Annotated in this window: 18 protein-coding genes; 6 read left to right on the forward strand and 12 right to left on the reverse strand. The window is 67.9% G+C overall.

Annotation, left to right across the window (positions count from 1 at the left end; translation table 11 throughout):
- Nucleotides 1–87 precede the first annotated feature (87 nt).
- Complete coding sequence (locus ASF96_RS13900; protein ID WP_055940148.1) at nucleotides 88–885, reverse strand: glycerophosphodiester phosphodiesterase family protein; 798 nt, start codon at nucleotides 883–885, stop codon at nucleotides 88–90.
- 220 nt (nucleotides 886–1105) lie between these two features.
- Here ASF96_RS13900 and ASF96_RS13905 point away from each other — a divergent pair, with 220 nt between their 5' ends.
- A complete protein-coding gene (locus tag ASF96_RS13905) occupies nucleotides 1106–1870 on the forward strand; it encodes an SDR family oxidoreductase (protein WP_055837526.1) in 765 nt (254 codons plus the stop codon).
- 2 nt (nucleotides 1871–1872) lie between these two features.
- Nucleotides 1873–3846 carry a S9 family peptidase gene (locus ASF96_RS13910; RefSeq protein WP_055940150.1) on the forward strand — a complete coding sequence of 658 codons (1974 nt, stop codon included), beginning with the start codon at nucleotides 1873–1875 and terminating at the stop codon, nucleotides 3844–3846.
- A gap of 51 nt (nucleotides 3847–3897) precedes the next feature.
- Here the strand turns inward: ASF96_RS13910 and ASF96_RS13915 are convergent, their stop codons facing one another.
- The 9 genes from ASF96_RS13915 to ASF96_RS13955 form a co-directional block, all read right to left on the reverse strand.
- Nucleotides 3898–4449: an HdeD family acid-resistance protein gene (locus ASF96_RS13915; protein ID WP_055837520.1), complete on the reverse strand. Its 552-nt coding sequence runs from the start codon at nucleotides 4447–4449 to the stop codon at nucleotides 3898–3900.
- A 441-nt stretch (nucleotides 4450–4890) separates the two neighbouring features.
- The gene (locus tag ASF96_RS13920) at nucleotides 4891–5178 is read right to left on the reverse strand and encodes a WXG100 family type VII secretion target (protein ID WP_055940152.1); all 288 of its coding nucleotides are present in this window, start codon (nucleotides 5176–5178) and stop codon (nucleotides 4891–4893) included.
- 12 nt (nucleotides 5179–5190) lie between these two features.
- Complete coding sequence (locus tag ASF96_RS17030; protein WP_156458873.1) at nucleotides 5191–5694, reverse strand: hypothetical protein; 504 nt, start codon at nucleotides 5692–5694, stop codon at nucleotides 5191–5193.
- Nucleotides 5691–7448, reverse strand: coding sequence for a putative T7SS-secreted protein (locus tag ASF96_RS13930; RefSeq protein ID WP_055940155.1), 1758 nt, complete (start codon nucleotides 7446–7448; stop codon nucleotides 5691–5693). The genes ASF96_RS17030 and ASF96_RS13930 overlap by 4 nt, the downstream gene beginning before the upstream one ends.
- Nucleotides 7441–7710: a hypothetical protein gene (locus ASF96_RS13935; RefSeq protein WP_055940157.1), complete on the reverse strand. Its 270-nt coding sequence runs from the start codon at nucleotides 7708–7710 to the stop codon at nucleotides 7441–7443. The genes ASF96_RS13930 and ASF96_RS13935 overlap by 8 nt, the downstream gene beginning before the upstream one ends.
- Nucleotides 7711–7832: 122 nt before the next feature.
- Nucleotides 7833–8750 (reverse strand): AEC family transporter, encoded by a 918-nt coding sequence (locus ASF96_RS13940; protein WP_055940159.1) that lies wholly within the window; start codon nucleotides 8748–8750, stop codon nucleotides 7833–7835.
- 172 nt (nucleotides 8751–8922) lie between these two features.
- A complete protein-coding gene (locus tag ASF96_RS13945) occupies nucleotides 8923–9570 on the reverse strand; it encodes a DsbA family protein (RefSeq protein WP_055940160.1) in 648 nt (215 codons plus the stop codon).
- A 3-nt stretch (nucleotides 9571–9573) separates the two neighbouring features.
- Nucleotides 9574–10269 carry a cation diffusion facilitator family transporter gene (locus tag ASF96_RS13950; RefSeq protein ID WP_055940443.1) on the reverse strand — a complete coding sequence of 232 codons (696 nt, stop codon included), beginning with the start codon at nucleotides 10267–10269 and terminating at the stop codon, nucleotides 9574–9576.
- Nucleotides 10266–10610 carry an ArsR/SmtB family transcription factor gene (locus ASF96_RS13955; protein ID WP_055837498.1) on the reverse strand — a complete coding sequence of 115 codons (345 nt, stop codon included), beginning with the start codon at nucleotides 10608–10610 and terminating at the stop codon, nucleotides 10266–10268. Before ASF96_RS13955 ends, ASF96_RS13950 begins: the two co-directional genes overlap by 4 nt.
- A gap of 498 nt (nucleotides 10611–11108) precedes the next feature.
- Here ASF96_RS13955 and ASF96_RS13960 point away from each other — a divergent pair, with 498 nt between their 5' ends.
- Both ASF96_RS13960 and ASF96_RS13965 read left to right on the forward strand, forming a co-directional pair.
- Complete coding sequence (locus tag ASF96_RS13960; protein WP_055940161.1) at nucleotides 11109–11870, forward strand: DUF4839 domain-containing protein; 762 nt, start codon at nucleotides 11109–11111, stop codon at nucleotides 11868–11870.
- A gap of 165 nt (nucleotides 11871–12035) precedes the next feature.
- Entirely contained in the window at nucleotides 12036–12761 is a 726-nt protein-coding gene (locus tag ASF96_RS13965) for a hypothetical protein (RefSeq protein WP_156458874.1), read from the forward strand.
- Between the two features lie 237 nt (nucleotides 12762–12998).
- Here ASF96_RS13965 and ASF96_RS17280 read toward each other — a convergent pair whose 3' ends face one another.
- Nucleotides 12999–13742, reverse strand: coding sequence for a hypothetical protein (locus ASF96_RS17280; RefSeq protein ID WP_200934107.1), 744 nt, complete (start codon nucleotides 13740–13742; stop codon nucleotides 12999–13001).
- Nucleotides 13743–13929: 187 nt separating this feature from the next.
- Between ASF96_RS17280 and ASF96_RS17555 the strand changes: the two genes are divergently transcribed.
- Nucleotides 13930–14262, forward strand: coding sequence for a recombinase family protein (locus tag ASF96_RS17555; protein ID WP_268768496.1), 333 nt, complete (start codon nucleotides 13930–13932; stop codon nucleotides 14260–14262).
- A gap of 8 nt (nucleotides 14263–14270) precedes the next feature.
- On the forward strand, nucleotides 14271–14510 hold the full coding sequence (locus ASF96_RS17560) for a helix-turn-helix domain-containing protein (protein WP_268768501.1): 240 nt from the start codon (nucleotides 14271–14273) through the stop codon (nucleotides 14508–14510).
- Nucleotides 14511–14604: 94 nt separating this feature from the next.
- Here the strand turns inward: ASF96_RS17560 and ASF96_RS13975 are convergent, their stop codons facing one another.
- Nucleotides 14605–15942: an SMODS domain-containing nucleotidyltransferase gene (locus tag ASF96_RS13975; protein WP_162239429.1), complete on the reverse strand. Its 1338-nt coding sequence runs from the start codon at nucleotides 15940–15942 to the stop codon at nucleotides 14605–14607.
- Nucleotide 15943: the final 1 nt, after the last annotated feature.

Below are 15943 nucleotides of genomic sequence, written 5' to 3' on the forward strand. Positions count from 1 at the left end.
CCCATGTATAACGCTCGCACCTGTGCGCTTTATTCGAACGGCGGGCCCGCGGCCGGGTTTCACAGAGAATGCTCAGTCAGCTGGAGTTCACCGTTCGTTCACCAGGGCCAGAGCCAGGTCGGCGCGGTCGGTGACCAGCCCGTCGACGCCCAGGTCGAGCAGGCGGTGCATGTCGGCGGATTCGTTGACCGTCCACACGTGCACCTCGACGCCGGCGGCGTGCGCGTCGCGGACGAAGCCCGGGGTCACGACCGGGATCACCCCGTGCCGCTCGGGCACCTGCAGCGCATCGAGGTCGGCGAGCAGCTCCCGCACACGCCGGCGCTGGCCCAGCACGCGCGCCGCCAGCAGGCGGGCGATGGTCGCCGATCCGGGGGAGGTGGCCGGGCGGCGGGTCGCCCCCGCGCGGCGGGCCGCCTCGAGGGCGGTGCGACGGCGATCGTCGGAGAAGCTCGTGACGAGCACCCGCTCGGCGTGCGGCGCGATGAGCCGCCCGACCGGTTCGGCCGCGGCGGTGGCCTTGACGTCGAGGTTGAAGCGCACGTCGGGGAAGGCGTCGAGCGCCTGGGCGAGGGTGATGAGGCCGCCGCGGTCCGACATGAGCTCCGCCAGCTCGTGCACGCGGACATCGGCGATCGCCCGAGGGTCTTCGGCGACGCGTCGCAGGTCGTCGTCGTGGAACAGCACGACGGTGCCGTCGGCGGTGAGGTGGCAGTCCGATTCGACGTAGACGGCGCCGGCGGCGTGCGCCGCGGCCACCGCGGCGAACGAGTTGTCGACCAGCCCGTTCGCGACGGCATCCGGGGTGACGAGCCCCCGGTGCGCCAGCACACGCGGTCCCTCCGGTGAGAGGTAGGGATGCCGGGCGGCGGGCGATGCGGTCATGTCAGGGCCTCCGGGCCAGAACGTAGCACGCGCGTACGACACGCCCGTGCCCGTGGACAGGGGCTGTTCGCGGCGTCGTGGAGGCGTCCGTGGCCGTCGTGAGGAGCGGCGCGGCTGCGGCCCGGCGCCGGTGGCGGTGGGCGGGGGATCGGTAGGCTGGGAGGGGCTCCGAGTATCCCCCCGCTCGCGGTCCCCCTTTTTCGAATCGTCAGGAGAATCCGTGTCTCAGACCCTTCCGTCCGGCTCCCTGAGCGGCAAGACCGCGCTCGTCACCGGCTCGTCGCGCGGCATCGGCGCCGACACCGTGAAGTACTTCGCCGAGGCCGGCGCGAACGTCGTCATCAACTTCCGCAACAAGGCGCCGCGCGCCGAGAAGCTCGCGTCGCAGCTGCGTGAGCTGGGCGTCGAGGCGCTCGTCGTGGGCGCCGACCTCACCGACCCCGCGTCGGTGAAGGCGATGTTCGATGAGGTCGAGCGCACGTTCGGAGGCCTCGACGTGCTCGTGCTCAACGCCTCGGGCGGCATGGAGTCCGGCATGGCCGAGGACTACGCGCTGCTGCTCAACCGCGACGCGCAGGTCTCCGTGCTCGAAACCGCGCTGCCGTTGCTCAAGGCCGACGCGCGCGTGGTGTTCGTGACCAGTCACCAGGCGCACTTCATCCGCACCACCCCGACCATGCCCGAGTACGAGCCGGTCGCGCTGTCGAAGCGGGCCGGCGAAGACGCGCTGCGTGAGAAGATCCCCGCTCTCGAGGAGCGCGGCATCGGCTTCACCGTCGTCTCGGGCGACATGATCGAAGGCACCATCACGGCCACCCTGCTCGAGCGCGCCAACCCCGGCGCGATCGCCGCCCGCCGCGACGACGCCGGCAAGCTGTACAACGTGTCGGAGTTCGCGGCCGAGGTCGCCCGCGCGGCCCTCGACCCGGTTCCCGCCGACAACACCCGTCTCGTGGGCGACACGGGTTCGTTCGGAGGCGAGTGAGCATGCGCTCCGTCGACATCGAGGCGCTCGTCTCCGTGGGGCGCCCCGCGCTCTCGTCCGACGGCGACGTCGCCGTCTTCGCCACCTCGCGCCCCGATCTCGTCGCTGACCGCGGAGTGGGCCAGCTCTGGCGGGTCGACCTGCCCGACGGCGCGCCGCGCCGCCTGACCCGCGGTGTCGCCGACAAGGCGCCGCGCCTCTCGCCCGACGACGCCACCGTCGCGTTCCTCCGCGCCGATGAGCGCGGCCGCGCGCAGGTGTTCGTCGTCTCGGTCCTCGGTGGTGAGCCGGTCCAGGTGACCGACCAGCCCGGGGGAGTGACCGACGTCGCCTGGTCGCCCGACGGCACGCGTCTGGCGTTCTCGGCGCGCGTGCCCGAGCCCGGTCGGTACGGCACCGTCGAGGGGCGCGATGCCGCCGCCGAACCGCCGCGTCGGATCACCGGCATCCGGTGGCACTCGAACGGCGCCGGCTACCTGGACCGCCCGAGCCATCTCTTCGTGGTGGACGCGCCCTCGACCGAGGCGGAGCCCTTCTACACGCCCGCTCCGGCGCTGGAAGCGCCCGAGAAGCGCGTGATACCCGCCGAGCCCACGCGGCTGACCGAGGGTGACACCAGTTGGAGCGGCGTCGTCTGGACGCACGACGGCAGCGAGCTGCTGAGCGTTCCCGACGTGATCGAGACCGACCGCCGCGACCTGCGCGACCGCATCGTGGCCGTCGCGGTCGAGGGTGGGGTCGAGCGCGAGGTGCTCTCGACCTCGTCCGACCTGTCGGTCGCCGAGGTCGCCGTGGCGCCCGACGGGGCGATCTTCGCGCTCGCGAACGACGTGGGTCCGGAGGGCGTGGACTTCGTCGCCCCCGGCGTCTCGCTGTTCCTGCTGGAGGCCGAGGGTCCGCGCCGGCTCACCGACGCCGAGACGATCGATCTCGGCGAGGTCGGCAGTCACCTGTCGTTCGACGACGGCGACGTGCTCGTGCAGGACCGCACCCGCGGGCGCCTGCGCCTGCTGCGCGTCACGCGCGGAGCAGACGTGTCCGAGGTCCTCGGCGGGGACCTCGAGGTCAACGGCCACGCCGTCGCGAACGGCCGGGTCGTGGCATCCGTCGCCGCGCCCGAATCGTTCGGTGAGCTGGTGCTCGTCGACCCCGTGGCGGGCGTTCGCGCCGTCACCGACTTCGGCGCCGCCGTGCGCGAGCGGGGTGTCGTCGTGCCGGTCGAGCACGAGATCGCCGGCCGCGACGGCTACCCGGTGCACGGGTGGGTCGCCACGCCCGAGGGCGAGGGGCCGTTCCCGGTCATCCTGCAGATCCACGGCGGGCCGTACGCGTCGTACGGGGTGCACGTCTTCGACGAGACCCAGGTGCTCGTCGACGCCGGGTACGCCGTCGTCTACAGCAACCCCCGCGGGAGCGCCGGATACGGTCGCGCCCACGGCCGGTCGATCCGACAGAAGATGGGCACCCTCGACTTCTTCGACGTGCTCGACTTCTTCGACGGCGTCGTGGCGGCAGATCCTCGCCTCGACGGCGACCGCGTCGGCGTGATGGGCGGGTCCTACGGCGGATACATGACCGCATGGATCATCGCGCATGACCACCGCTTCGCCGGCGCGATCGTGGAGCGCGGGTTCCTCGACCCGACCGCGTTCCCGGGCTCGAGCGACATCGGCTCGTTCTTCGGTCAGGAGTACGTCGGGACCGACCCCGAGCAGATGGCCGCGCAGAGCCCCATGGCCGTCGTCGACCGGGTGCGCACCCCCACGCTGGTGCTCCACTCCGAGCTGGACTTCCGCTGCCCGCTCGAACAGGCCACGCGTTATTACGCGGCGCTGAAGCGCCAGGGAACTGAGGCCGAGATGCTCGTCTTCCCCGGCGAAGACCACGAGCTCACCCGCGCGGGTCGGCCGCAGCACCGGGTGCAGCGCTTCGATGCGGTGCTCGAATGGTGGGCGCGGTACCTGCCGGTCGCGTGAATCGGAGAGGGCCCGGATGCCATGGCATCCGGGCCCTTTCGCGTACCCGTGTTACGCGGCCTTGCCGAACTGGATCGCTCGCACGATCTGGAAGATGCCGAGGATGACGAGCGAGATGCCGATGAGCAGGAACAGCGTCACCGCGCCCAGGAGCGGCGAGAACAGCAGCACGACGCCGGCGAGGATGCTGACGATCGCGAAGAAGATCGTCCAGGCCCGCGCCTTCGATCCGTGGCCGACGGTGGTGAGCGAGACGACGCCCTCGATGATCCACAGGATGCCGACGAGGGTGCCGATGAAGACGCCGAACCACGCGGTCGTGGCCGAGAGGTTGGCGAACGAGAAGATGCCCGCGACGATGAACAGCACGCCGAGCACGATGTAGCCGATGCGAGCCCAGCCGGAGCGCCAGAACAGGCCGATGCCGATGTTCACCAGTCCGGCGATGATGACGTAGACAGAGATGATGCCGACGGCGATCTCGGCGGTGCGGCCGGGCCACACCAGGATGAGCAGGCCGATGACGAGCGACAGCGCGCCGCTGACGCCGAGCGCGGTGCGGACGGCGCTGAGAGCGGGGCTGGTCGTGGACGAGGGCGACATTGCGTGCCTTTCTGGATGAACGCTGTGAACAGTGCTCACCTTAGACCGCACGACGAAACCGGCGCGACCTGGGCGTACGCGCCGCGTGGAGCGGAGTCATGAGGGGCCGTTGGGTGGCGGCGCCGGCTGCGCCCGGACTGCCGGTCGTGCGGGGATCGGGGGTTGCGCCCAATCGTTGAGTGTCCCGGACATGCCGCTCCGACCCGGCTACGCGCGGCGTGTCGTGGACACTCAACCGTTCTGCGGTCCTCGCTTCGTCGTGCGCGCGGTTGAGTGTCCCGGACACGCCGCACCCGCACCGCCGTGCGCGGCGTTTCGCGGACGCTGAACCTCTCTGCGGGTCGCGCGCGGGCCGACCCGCGTGTGCACGCCGCCTCGGTCGTGCCGGGACCGCTGCGTTGGTGGGCGGCAGCGCGGAGGGTCGCGAGGTGGCGCGGCCGCTCACCGGCGCCACAGGGCGCGGACCGCGCGCTCGGTCGCGACGAATCGTTCCGCCGTCGCCGAGGCGAAGTCGCGGGCACCCCGCAGCCCGCGCTCCAGCTCATCGAGCAACGCCGCCCCCGCGGTGTGGGTCCGGTCGTAGGCTTCGCGCGCCGAGCCGTGCCAATCCCCGCGAAGGCGAGTGGCCTCCCGGTCGAGCAGGTCGATCTCCATCGCGATGCCGGAGAGGGCCTGGTCGAGGTGCGCGACGAGCTCGCCGTGGCGCGCGCTGTCGAACCGGATGTACACGGTGCGGTCCCGTCAGTAGGTGTCGCGCGGGTGGAGGCCGTCGGCCAGGCGGAAGCAGGGGGAGAAGGAGAGGATCTCGATGCGCGTGCGGTCGACGCTGAGCGCCATGGAGTAGCTCGATCCGTGTGGACCTCGGACCCGCACTCGAGGCACGCCGTCGCGGGTCGTGTCCCGTTCGGTCCAGAAACCTGGCTCCTCGGAGTAGTGAGCGGCGACCTCGTCGACAAGAGGCTCCGTATCGATGTCTGTTACGAGATCCATGTAGAGGTGTCCAGTCCACCGGAAGGAGCGGTCACCTTCGCAGGAGAGCAGGACGCCCGAATCGATCTGTTCCACAGACGACGTTGCCTCCTTGGGCACGAACGCCGACAGTGCTCGTTCCATGCGTTGTGCGATGTCTTTCGCTCCGTAGACGTCCAGACTGTCGTCCGTGATTCTGTGTTCGGGCGCGGAGCAACCCGTCAGCGAACCGGCGACGACAACAAGAATCGCTCCCCACAGCAGTGATCTCTTCATTCGCGGACCCTTCTTCGGATGTCTTCGAGCACGTTGAGGTTGGCAAGTTCGTCGCTCGCGATGAGTTGGTGATTCTCGAGCGCGCGAAACGACACCCGGAAGCTGGGCGTGGGCTGCGGCTCGATTCCGGGTAGGCCGATCGCCGGGGGAGCGGGGAGCGGGATCTCGACGTCTCCGTCTCGCGCGTAGACGTGGCTCTCGAAGGCCGGCTCGTGAGCGGGGACGCGTCCTTCCCAGACGACTCCCGTCTCCTGCGCCATGGTGAGCACGTCGGTGTACGCCCAGTGGGCGTACGTCGTTCGCGGATCGGGTGCCCACCCCACCGGCATCCCGGCCCCCGCAAGCGAGTGAACCTGGTCGTACTGAGCGCCGGCGACCTCCGAGGCGGTGATGGGTGCGAGACCCCAGGAGTGCCCCATCGCCACGCTCTCGCTGTCGGCGACGGCGTCGCTCGCGCCGCGGATCTCGGCGGCGAAGTCGGCGAGACGGTCTCCCATGGCGCGCGCGAGATCCGGATCGTTCGCCTGCGACAGCCCCGTCGCCAGCGGGAGCTCCGCGAGGGCGACGGAAGGCGGGGCCCCGGCCTCATCGCCCGGGAACATCCCGTCTTTCCAGACGAAGCCGAGCACACCGGCATCCTGCTGGTTCATCCACTCCACGACCTCTTGCGGACCCCCTCCGTAGAAGCTCTGCATGCTCGTGAAGGTGCCCGGCACGTAGGTGACGGTCGTCGTCGTGGACGCCGAGGGAGTCCCGATCATCTCGACGATGCGATGCGCGGGGGCGTCGTACAGGTAGAGCTGGACGTCGCCGTCGACCGCGCGCTGCAGGTACTGCTTCTCTGCCGTGATCGCCGCGCGCTCCTCGGGGGCGAGGTGGGGGTCGTCGAGGGAACGTTCGAGTGCTGCCATGCGCTCCGCGGCGTTCTCGCGGTTGGCGGCCACCCGAACGAGCGGGGGCAGCCCACCGAGGGTGCCCAGGACGGCCGGGATCGCGGCGAGCAAGACGGAGCGGGCCGCCGGGTCGTCGATGCCGTCCCACCACGCCCGGACCTCGTCGTCGTCGGGTGGGAACTGCTCGAGAAGCGTCATCCAGTCGGGGTGGAGGGCGAGCAGCTCACCGATGTGCTGCTCCGCGTCGGCCCGAGACAGGCGCTCCAGGATCGAGATCCCCAGGCGGCGGGTCGCCGCCCGCGGGGCGAGCGCGTCGATCGACGGTGCGGGGGCGAAGAGCAGAGCGGCGCTCCATCGCCCGTTCTCGCTCATCCCACGGGCGGCGGCCTCGATCGCCGCCGCGCACTCCTCGCCGCGGTTGCGCACGACCTCGCGGGCCTCGGACAGGAGCTCCTCGGCGCGGACGCGGAGCGCCGCTCCGGTATCGGCGGCGCCCTGGGAAGGGTTTTGAGCGGCCGTCTCGAGCGTGTCGGTGAGACCCCGTCGGTGCAGGTCGACGGCATCTGAGGCGCGGCCCTGCGCCCAGGCGAGGGTCTCGGCGTACCGGTGCAGGCTGGCCGCGCACTCGACCAGCACCTGGGCGACGACCGACCAGTCGTCGGCGGCGGAGGTGCGGCGGAGCGAGAAATCGTCTGCGGCCTCACCCTGCCAGGCGTCGTGCACGGAGACGGCGAACAGCCGGTCGGCGAGCCCCACCGCCGCGTCGGACAGCTGGGTCCAGGCGCGGGCAGCGGAGAAGATCTGGTCGGGGCGACCGGGGATCAGGACGAGGGGGTCGGCGACGGAGGCGAGATCACCCATGCGCTGCTGCCGCCGCCTCGTCGGCCTCGTCATAGGCGTCCGCGGAAGCACGCAGGCGCGCGGCGATCTGCTCCGTCTCGACGAGGTGGCTCCGCCACGCACGCAAAAGAAGCACGGAGAACGATGCGGTCGCCGCGGCCAGCCCGCCGTGACCGAACTCGACGCGGGGGAGTGGGGCGGCGAGCGGCGCTTCGTCGCGTATGCCCTGTACCCGGGCGGCGATCTCGCGCACCGCTTCGGTGTCGATGGAGAACGACGTCATGAGGGCTCCCGCGGTGGGTCGGCGAAGGGGACGCGAGCATCGTAGGCTCACCGCGCCCGGCCGCCGTCAGAACTCTCCACAGGGTGAAGAGGGGGTGATGCCGTCGACGTGTGAGGGTGAGGTCACCCGAGCAGCAGGGCCACCGCGAACAGCACGGGAAGGCACCCGACGGTGGAGAGGAACACCACATCGCGCGACAGGATCTCGCCGACGCCGTACCGCTGCGCGAAGTTGAACACGTTCTGCGCCGTCGGGAGCGCGGCGAGAACGACGACCACGAACACCTGGTCGTCGGGCAGACCGAACCACAGGGCGACGAGCCACGCCAGCGCGGGCATGGCCACGAGCTTCAAGACCGACGCGATGACGACGTCGAGGCGACGGCCGGGTTCGGTCAGCACCCGCTGGCCGTACAGCGACATGCCGTACGACATCAGCAGAACCGGCACGCACGCCCCCGCGATGAGGTGCAGCGGATTGAAGACGATCGGCGGCAGGTCGATACCGAGCACCGCGACGAGCACACCCAGCGCCGAGCCGATGAGCATCGGGTTCTTGGCCGTCTGCGTCACGATTCGCTTGACGGAGCGGGAGCCCGAGGTGACGGCATCCAGGATCGACAGCGCGATCGGCATGAGCACGAGCAGCTGGAACAGGATGACGGGAGCCGAGAACGCCGCGTTGCCGAGCATGTAGAGCGAGATCGGGATGCCGATGTTGTTGCTGTTGACCTGGCCCGCCGACAGCGCGCCGATGACCGTCTCGCCGACCGGGCGACGCAGGATCAGCGCCGAGACGAGGGTGTACAGGCCGATGATCACGGCCGCGGTGATCATCGACACCGGCAGGAGCGCCGAGAACAGCGTCGCCACGTCGGCGCGGGCGAGCACCGTGAACAGAAGGAAGGGTGAGAGCACGTAGAACGTCAGGCGACTCAGAACGTGGCGCGCGTGCGGCCCGAGCAGATCGATGCGGGCGATCACGTAGCCCACCACCACGGCGAGGCCCACGACCGCGAAGCCGGTGAGGACGCCGGTCACGCGAGGACCCGGCGGTGCAGAGGAGCGGGGGTGGGAGGCATCGATTCGAGCGTAACGGGGGCGGAGACGGTCGCGATGCACGGTCGGCTCTTGCAGCGAGGAGGCAGACGAGGCTTGAGGGGGTGGCGCCTCGGAGGGCCTCACCCTCGACGATCGCCGACGGCTGAGCGGATCAGCGCTCGATGGCCGCCTTCACCGCGTTCTCGAGGTCGTTCACGCTCTGGAGGACGAGCGGGGCGCCGTCGACGAAGAACGTGGGAGTGCTGCGCACGCCGAGCGCGCGTGCATCGTCGAAGTCCGATTTCACCCGGGCGGCGGTCGCCGGGTCTGCGACCGCCGCGTCGTACGCCACCATGTCGAGTCCCATCTCGGCGGCGTATCGGCGGAACATGTCGGCCTGAGACTCTTGCGCCTCGCCCCAGCTGCTCTGCGTCTGGAAGAGGCGGTGGTACATGTCCTCGAACCGGCCCTGCTGGGCGGCGGCTTCGGCCGCGACGGCAGCAGTGGTGGAGTTCGCGTGGCCCGGGAGGGGGAAGTAGCGGACGGCGTACGTGATGCGCCCCGCGTACTTCTCACGCAGCTCCTCGACCACGGGGTACGTGGCGCCGCACGCTTCGCATTCGAAATCCAGGAACTCCACGACCGTCACCGCGTCTTCGCCGCCGTCGTCCAAGACGTGGGTGTCGTCTCGAATGATCGCGGGGTTCGCTGACGGGCCGGGGGACTGGGCTCGGTCGACGAGGAAGGCGACCAGCCCGGCGACGATGAGGATCGCGAGCGCCGCGGCGGTCACGGTGAAGGGCGTGAAGAGGGATTTCATGGCTCAGTGATGGTTCTCGTGCGCGTGGTCATGCGCGGTGGTGTCGTGGTCGGCGCGGTCATGGTCGGCCTCGAGGATCATCCCGACGGAGGTGGCGCAGGCGTCGCCGCGCCAGGCTTCCCGCCCCTCGCGTAGGGCGAAAGCGGCGATGACGAGGCCCGCGACGGCGTCGGCCCACCACCAGCCGAACACCCCGTTCAGGACGAGGCCGGCGAGCGCCGCAGCCGACAAGTAGGTGCAGATCAGCGTCTGCCTCGAGTCGGCGAGGGCGGTCGCCGACCCGAGCTCGCGGCCCGCGCGTCGCTCGGCCAGCGAGAGGAAGGGCATGATGACGACGCTGAGCGCCGTGAGGGCGATGCCGACGGGGGAGTGTTCGACCTCGACGCGGCCCACGAGGGCGAGACCGGAACTGACCGTGACGTAGGCGGCGAGGGCGAAGAACGCGACCGCGATGACGCGAAGAGTGCCCTTCTCCCATCGCTCGGGTTCGCGTCGAGTGAACTGCCACGCGACGGCGGCCGCCGAAATCACCTCGATGGTCGAGTCCAGGCCGAAACCGATGAGGGCTGACGATGAGGCGATCGTTCCCGCCGTGAGGGCGATGACGGCCTCGACGACGTTGTAGACGATCGTGGCGGCGACGATCCACCGGATGCGGCGCTGCAGGACGCTCCGCCTATCGGTCGCGGCATCGCTCATGCGCAGGTGCACGTCTCACCCGCGCAGCAGTCGGGCTCGACGTGGAGGACGACGCGCAGCAGCTCATCCAGCGCCGGCGCGAGGTGCGCGTCGGCGAGCCGGTACCAGGTGCGGCGCCCGTCCGGCACGGCCTCGACGAGCCCGCAGCCGCGCAGACACGCCAGCTGATTCGACATCACCTGACGCGACACCCCGAGCGTGTCCGCCAGGTCGGACGGATACGCCGGAGCTTCCCGCAGAGCGAGGAGCACCCCCGCGCGCGTTCCGTCGGACAGAGCGTGCCCCAGGCGTGCCAGTGCGGCGGTGTGGGTCGCGGTGGCGCTCGGTGCGATCGTCGACATGCGGCCAGAATACAGAAAATCGTGAATTAAGCACAACGTGTATCAAGACGTTCTCCGTCGCGAGCGCGTTTCCGGCAACGGCACCTGGCCGCGGGTGAGGCCGTCGACGTGCGAGGCGCCGGCCGTGGGTGCTCGCGCGGTCGGCACGCCGTGCGCGGATGCGGATCTCGTCAGAGCGCACGTGCTCGGCATTTGCTGCGTGCTCTGCAGCACGTCGGGGGTTCTTTCGCTCGATGCAGCCAAACCAGAGCGTACGCCGATAATGCACATTATGTCAGCTTGAAGAGGAACGACCCTTCCCCGGCACCCACACGGCTGCCCGTTGACATCAGACATGTCACTCCTGCCATCAAACATGTCAATCTCCGGACTTGAGCTCGTCGCTTAGCTCTGTGACACGAGACGTGTCAGTCGCCCATACGAGCGATGCCGTGCCTCGCAGCGTCGATAAGATCGCGTGTACGGGTCGATTTGCCGGCACGAGCCTGGGGGTGGCAAATGATGACGACAGACGCCGACGTCGAGTACGAGACGAAGACGGTCCGAGCGGTTCGCGGGACGGAGTCTCGCACCATCAAGAAGTGGGAAGGCGACGGCTGGGAATTCGTCACCCAGACTCCCGGCAAGCTGCAGACTGAGCTCACCTTCCGACGACCGAAACCGAAGTCGCGCCTCTTGCTCTGGATCATCGGTGGCGGGGTGCTCGCGCTCATCCTTGCAACGGTCATCACAATAGATGTCGTCAGCGAGCGGAACGCTGGCACAGCTGAGACCGCCGCTCCCTCACCGAGCGAAACGATAAGCGAGCCCAGCAGCGACCCCTCTCCGGTCCCGACCGAGACCGCCGCGTCGCCCGAGCCCGAGCCTGAAGAAGTGGTGCTCACCCCCGAGACCAGTCCTGAACTCGCTGCGCTCCTGGTGCTGACCGACTACTGCTCCCCCGACGTCGCCGCTTTCGCAGCCGCTCATCGTGGCGACACGATCGCCTTCCCTGGATACGTCGGTGCGATGGCGCCACATAACGGGGCGACTACCAGGTACGACTTCCTGATCGGCGCCGGCGACTTCAGCGAGACCTCTGCGCCTGGTCCCGCGTTCCAGTTCCGTGACGTGAACGCAACGAACGACCTTCGCTGGGTAGGCGCCGCACCGGACTCTATCGGTGTCGGGACGAACCTCACCATCACAGCGTCGGTCGGTGAGTACGAGCAGAGCTCATGCCTTTTCCTCCTCGACCCCGTCGCCACCGCAGCACGTTAATTCTCTGTCTATCCACGCACATGACCGCACGTAAACTCCCTGATTAGATAGCAAAACACCCCAATTCGCAGACAATCGCCGCGAATCTACGGCCACCCCTTGCCCGCCTAGTCCGCGTTCGCCATGCTTCTGCCATTGAACATGTCGCGAAGCGAGGTGATTGGCATGAACTCTCTCAGGAACCTTCTCCCCGAAGCACGTTTTGTGTGCCGGCTCGACGACAGCAAACACGCGCGGAACCTCGACGTGGACCAGTTCACGAAACTTGAGGTGTCTTCGATACGTCCCATCTCGAGCATCCCCGCGTGGGTAGGCAAACGGGCATACGAAGGACGCTGGTGGTTCTCGCGCACGCGGGGCCACGTCGCCTTCGCGTCCGCGCGAGAAAAGGATGTACTGACCTTTCTCGACTTCAGCGGAGACATCGCGCAGATCGCGCGGGATCCCGTGATCGTCATCCCGGCACGTTCGGATGCCACTCCTCTCATCCGCCCATGGCTCCTCATCGAGGACATGACCGGTGCAAGATCACTCCTACTCCCCCACGAAGACGTGCTCAGATCCGCGGAGCTTGCTGCGATCCTCAGAGGCCACACCGTCGGCGTGGCAGAGATCTACTTGCCGGACGCTGGCGAAATGCGACTCGTACGGTGGCTCGCGGGTTACCGCTTCACTCGATTCACGCTGCCGCCGCAAGACGAGCAGCAAGTCAGAGACGTCAGCTCCGATGCCAGCAGTGTCTCGGCGACGGTCACGTCTGCCGCGCGCATGCTCCCCTATAGCGAATCTGCTGTGCGCGCGAACCTCTACTCGCAGATCTGGCGGCGCACGATCACCCTTCTCGATCCGCGAGCAGGTCTGTCGGATCTGTCGAAGGTGGTCGCAGCGTGAAAGCGAAGGACGATTCTCGCGAGCACGAACTCGACATCGCGACCGTAGCCGAACTCGAGCGCTACTCCCCCGAAGTTCGCGCGCAATGCTCGTCGATCGCCGACTCGATCGCGGCCGTCGACGCGGGTGAGCGAGTCGAAGGAGCGACGCGAGCAGAGTCATCGCAGCCGTCTCGCCCGGTGACGACAGCCACTCATCACGGCAGCTTGGCGACTGAGGTCTGGAGATCGGTATAGGTCAACGTGCACGTCGGACGTACGCGGCTTGAGCTGCAGAGAGAGGGTCCCAGGGGGCACCCTTCTGATGTTCCGGAAATCCCGCTCGGAGCAAACGCCGTACCGCTCGGCCGCCATCGGCGAGGCCGAACTCGTGAGTAAGGGCGTCGACAGTTACAACTCCATCGACCATGTGCTCGGCGTCGCCTGAAACGTGTGCGGCGGAGCTACTGGAAACCTTGCGCGGCCCTTGAGCCGAGTGGGCCGGTTCATCGTGAAGATCGGGCCGCTCAAGTCGTGCGGCGACTCGGTTCCAGATGGCATGAGCACCGAGCAACTTGACCACAAGATGCTCGAGCGCAAGCGCCTCGGTTCGCGTTGCACACTCGGCCCATCGCACTTCGACATCGAGCCAGCTGATCGCATCCTTCGCCCACTGAGCAGTGCGCGCGGGCCTGCCAAGACGCGCCGCCGCAAGATGGTCCTCTATGAAAGCGGCATCGGCAAGCGCGCGGTCGAGTGCTGCCTCGCCAAAACCACTCACCGCTCCTTTGCCGCGGCGGTAGATGGAAAGCCGCCCTCGGATGCCCTGGCCTTTGCGCTCCCCCGCCATCCCCACGTAGACGATCGTGCCGTCGCTGCTACGCATCTGATAGACGCCGGGCGTCACGGGAGCGCGCGGAGCCGCATCAATGAACGGCTCCCAGTTCGACCAGGATGCGAGCCGGTCGACAGAGTGATAGGCGTCGTCGCGATCCGCAGTCATCTGGACATCATTCCTGGTGTGGTGGGAGAAGGTCAGCGCGACCCCTGCATCGCCGCCCGGAAGATCACCTCCCCGCGAGGCGTTGCGTTGGGGTATACCCCAACACCACGCGACGTTAGCCGGCGTACGAGCGCGTCGATAGAGTCCTCGTGGCAGCAGTGCAACGGAACTGGGCAGGGGTCTAGAGATGCCGCAACGCACACAGATGGTTGGATACGTCCGCGTCAGCAGCGACGACCAGAACCTCGCCCGCCAGCTCGAAGCGATCGGCGAGGTCGACCGGATCTTCTCCGACAAGGTCAGCGGAGGCAGTCGAGACAGCCGCACTGCCCTGGACGAGTGCATCAAGTACATCCACGACGGCGACACCGTTCGCGTCGCATCGATGGACCGGCTTGCGCGATCGCTCCGCGACATGCGCGACATCGTCGACGAGATCGTCGCAAAGGGCGCGGCGGTGCAATTCGTCAAGAGGGGCAGACCTACTCCCCTGACACCAACGACGCTCTCCCGCAGTTGATGCTGCACATGCTGGCTGCGTTCGCAGAGTTCGAACGCGCGCTTATCCGGGAGCGGCAGGCCGAAGGCATCCGCATTGCCAAAGCGGAAGGCCCATACCGCGGAAGGGCTCGAAAGCTCACCCCCGTTCTACTCGACGAAGCGCGCCAGCTCATCTCTGCTGGTATTCCTAAAGCCGAAGTTGCGCGACGATACGGAGTTGACAGGAGCACGCTACACCGCGCTCTCGTTCGCTCCGCAGCAGAGTAGATCCCGGCCGCCAGCTTGTCGAGCCCACGCACCGAGAGTCTCCGTCGCTACGTACGAGCGGTTCCCAGAACTGTGCGACCAAGGAGAGACGCCGTTACTTGATGCGGACTTCCTGCCTGCTGATGCCTACGCAGACGCCGTCCTTCACGACATACGCCTCTACGTAGTGCCGTCCGCGATATGAGGTCGGCTCGGTCCGAGTCAGCGTACCGTTGTCCCTCACGACCTCCCCGCGGATGCAATCGGCACGGATCGCTTCCTCGCCGGTGTTTCGCACCTTCCAATACACCTCGATTGGTCCTGGCACGTTGTGCTGGACGCGGAACTTGATGACGGACTTGACGGGCACCACGTTGCCGTACTTGCTGAGCTCGTAGTCCCGGAAGCCCCGACGTTTTGCGACGCGACCAGTCAGGTTCACGCGGTAGCGCGTATCGAGGCGGATCGGGATGCCCCACCGATCACCGATCGTCTCATCGGTGTTGCGGACTCCCTCGACGCCGATGTGCGCTTCGGAGGCCTTCTTGACGGTCGTGTCGTAGGTGCCGAACTTGTCGCCAAAGAGCCGACGCCACTTGACCTTGGACTCCTCAGCATCTTCTTCCAGATACGCCTCATCAATCCAGCCGCGGTAGACGTGGATCCTGGTGCGGAAGTTGGCGTACTCGTCCTGATCCCAGCGATGGTTGTAGTTCTCGGTCGGCTCGCTCGGGTCATCGATGCTGGGCATCAGTTCGTTGTCCTGCAGGTAGTCGTCGAGCGCACCGACGATGCTCCTCAGCGCGGTCGGTACATCGGAGTACTGCGAGTCGTCGCCCCACGCAGCCGCATCGCTGACGCTGTTGCCGAGCAGGATGGACAGGATCACGGACTTGCAGCTGAACGTGTCCTTGAAGTCGCGTAGGTACTTGACGAGCCGTATGACCTTCACGAGACGGCCGCTCGCGAGACGGTTCTGCTCGTCGAGCCACTTGTTGTAGCCCTCCGGGTTCGTCAACTCGAACTGGTTCTCGGCCCGGTTGGTGATGTAGCGGGCGCTGTGCCGTTCCATGTAAGGCACCAGGTCGATGTGAAACTCGTTGGCGTAGTCGATCCGGATGCAGCGATCGTGACGGCTGACCATGTCGCGGTACGTCGAGCTGCCACGGAAGACTGTGTACAGCTCCTGGACGTAGTCCTCGGCTTCCCACTCGTCAACCTCGTCCATCTCGAGCAGGAGGTCGGCGTCGAACTCGTCGTTGGCGCGCACCGGGTTGATGATGGTGCGGTGGGCGTAGCTACCCTGCGGGAGGATGTCGATGAAGTTCGTCGCAAAGGCATCGTCCCCCGCCTGGACGAAGTTCGTGATGGCAGTGACGCGCTGGTCGAGCTGCTTGATGCGCCCGTCGCCCAGATTGACCTTGTTGACGAGGAACGCGTCGAAGTGCTTCATC

The sequence above is a fragment of the Microbacterium sp. Leaf179 genome, from assembly GCF_001423785.1.
Classification (GTDB): Bacteria; Actinomycetota; Actinomycetes; order Actinomycetales; family Microbacteriaceae; genus Microbacterium.

Coding starts and splice junctions, on each gene's coding strand:
- ASF96_RS13935 (WP_055940157.1), bottom strand. CDS start 7,710: ATGACGTCGTTCTCCATCGACACCGAAGCGGTGCGCGAGATCGCCGCC.
- ASF96_RS17280 (WP_200934107.1), bottom strand. CDS start 13,742: ATGACTGCGGATCGCGACGACGCCTATCACTCTGTCGACCGGCTCGCA.
- ASF96_RS17560 (WP_268768501.1), top strand. CDS start 14,271: ATGCTGGCTGCGTTCGCAGAGTTCGAACGCGCGCTTATCCGGGAGCGG.
- ASF96_RS13960 (WP_055940161.1), top strand. CDS start 11,109: ATGATGACGACAGACGCCGACGTCGAGTACGAGACGAAGACGGTCCGA.
- ASF96_RS13955 (WP_055837498.1), bottom strand. CDS start 10,610: ATGTCGACGATCGCACCGAGCGCCACCGCGACCCACACCGCCGCACTG.
- ASF96_RS13900 (WP_055940148.1), bottom strand. CDS start 885: ATGACCGCATCGCCCGCCGCCCGGCATCCCTACCTCTCACCGGAGGGA.
- ASF96_RS13915 (WP_055837520.1), bottom strand. CDS start 4,449: ATGTCGCCCTCGTCCACGACCAGCCCCGCTCTCAGCGCCGTCCGCACC.
- ASF96_RS13930 (WP_055940155.1), bottom strand. CDS start 7,448: ATGGGTGATCTCGCCTCCGTCGCCGACCCCCTCGTCCTGATCCCCGGT.
- ASF96_RS17030 (WP_156458873.1), bottom strand. CDS start 5,694: ATGAAGAGATCACTGCTGTGGGGAGCGATTCTTGTTGTCGTCGCCGGT.
- ASF96_RS13975 (WP_162239429.1), bottom strand. CDS start 15,942: ATGAAGCACTTCGACGCGTTCCTCGTCAACAAGGTCAATCTGGGCGAC.
- ASF96_RS13950 (WP_055940443.1), bottom strand. CDS start 10,269: ATGAGCGATGCCGCGACCGATAGGCGGAGCGTCCTGCAGCGCCGCATC.
- ASF96_RS13910 (WP_055940150.1), top strand. CDS start 1,873: ATGCGCTCCGTCGACATCGAGGCGCTCGTCTCCGTGGGGCGCCCCGCG.
- ASF96_RS17555 (WP_268768496.1), top strand. CDS start 13,930: ATGCCGCAACGCACACAGATGGTTGGATACGTCCGCGTCAGCAGCGAC.
- ASF96_RS13965 (WP_156458874.1), top strand. CDS start 12,036: ATGAACTCTCTCAGGAACCTTCTCCCCGAAGCACGTTTTGTGTGCCGG.
- ASF96_RS13945 (WP_055940160.1), bottom strand. CDS start 9,570: ATGAAATCCCTCTTCACGCCCTTCACCGTGACCGCCGCGGCGCTCGCG.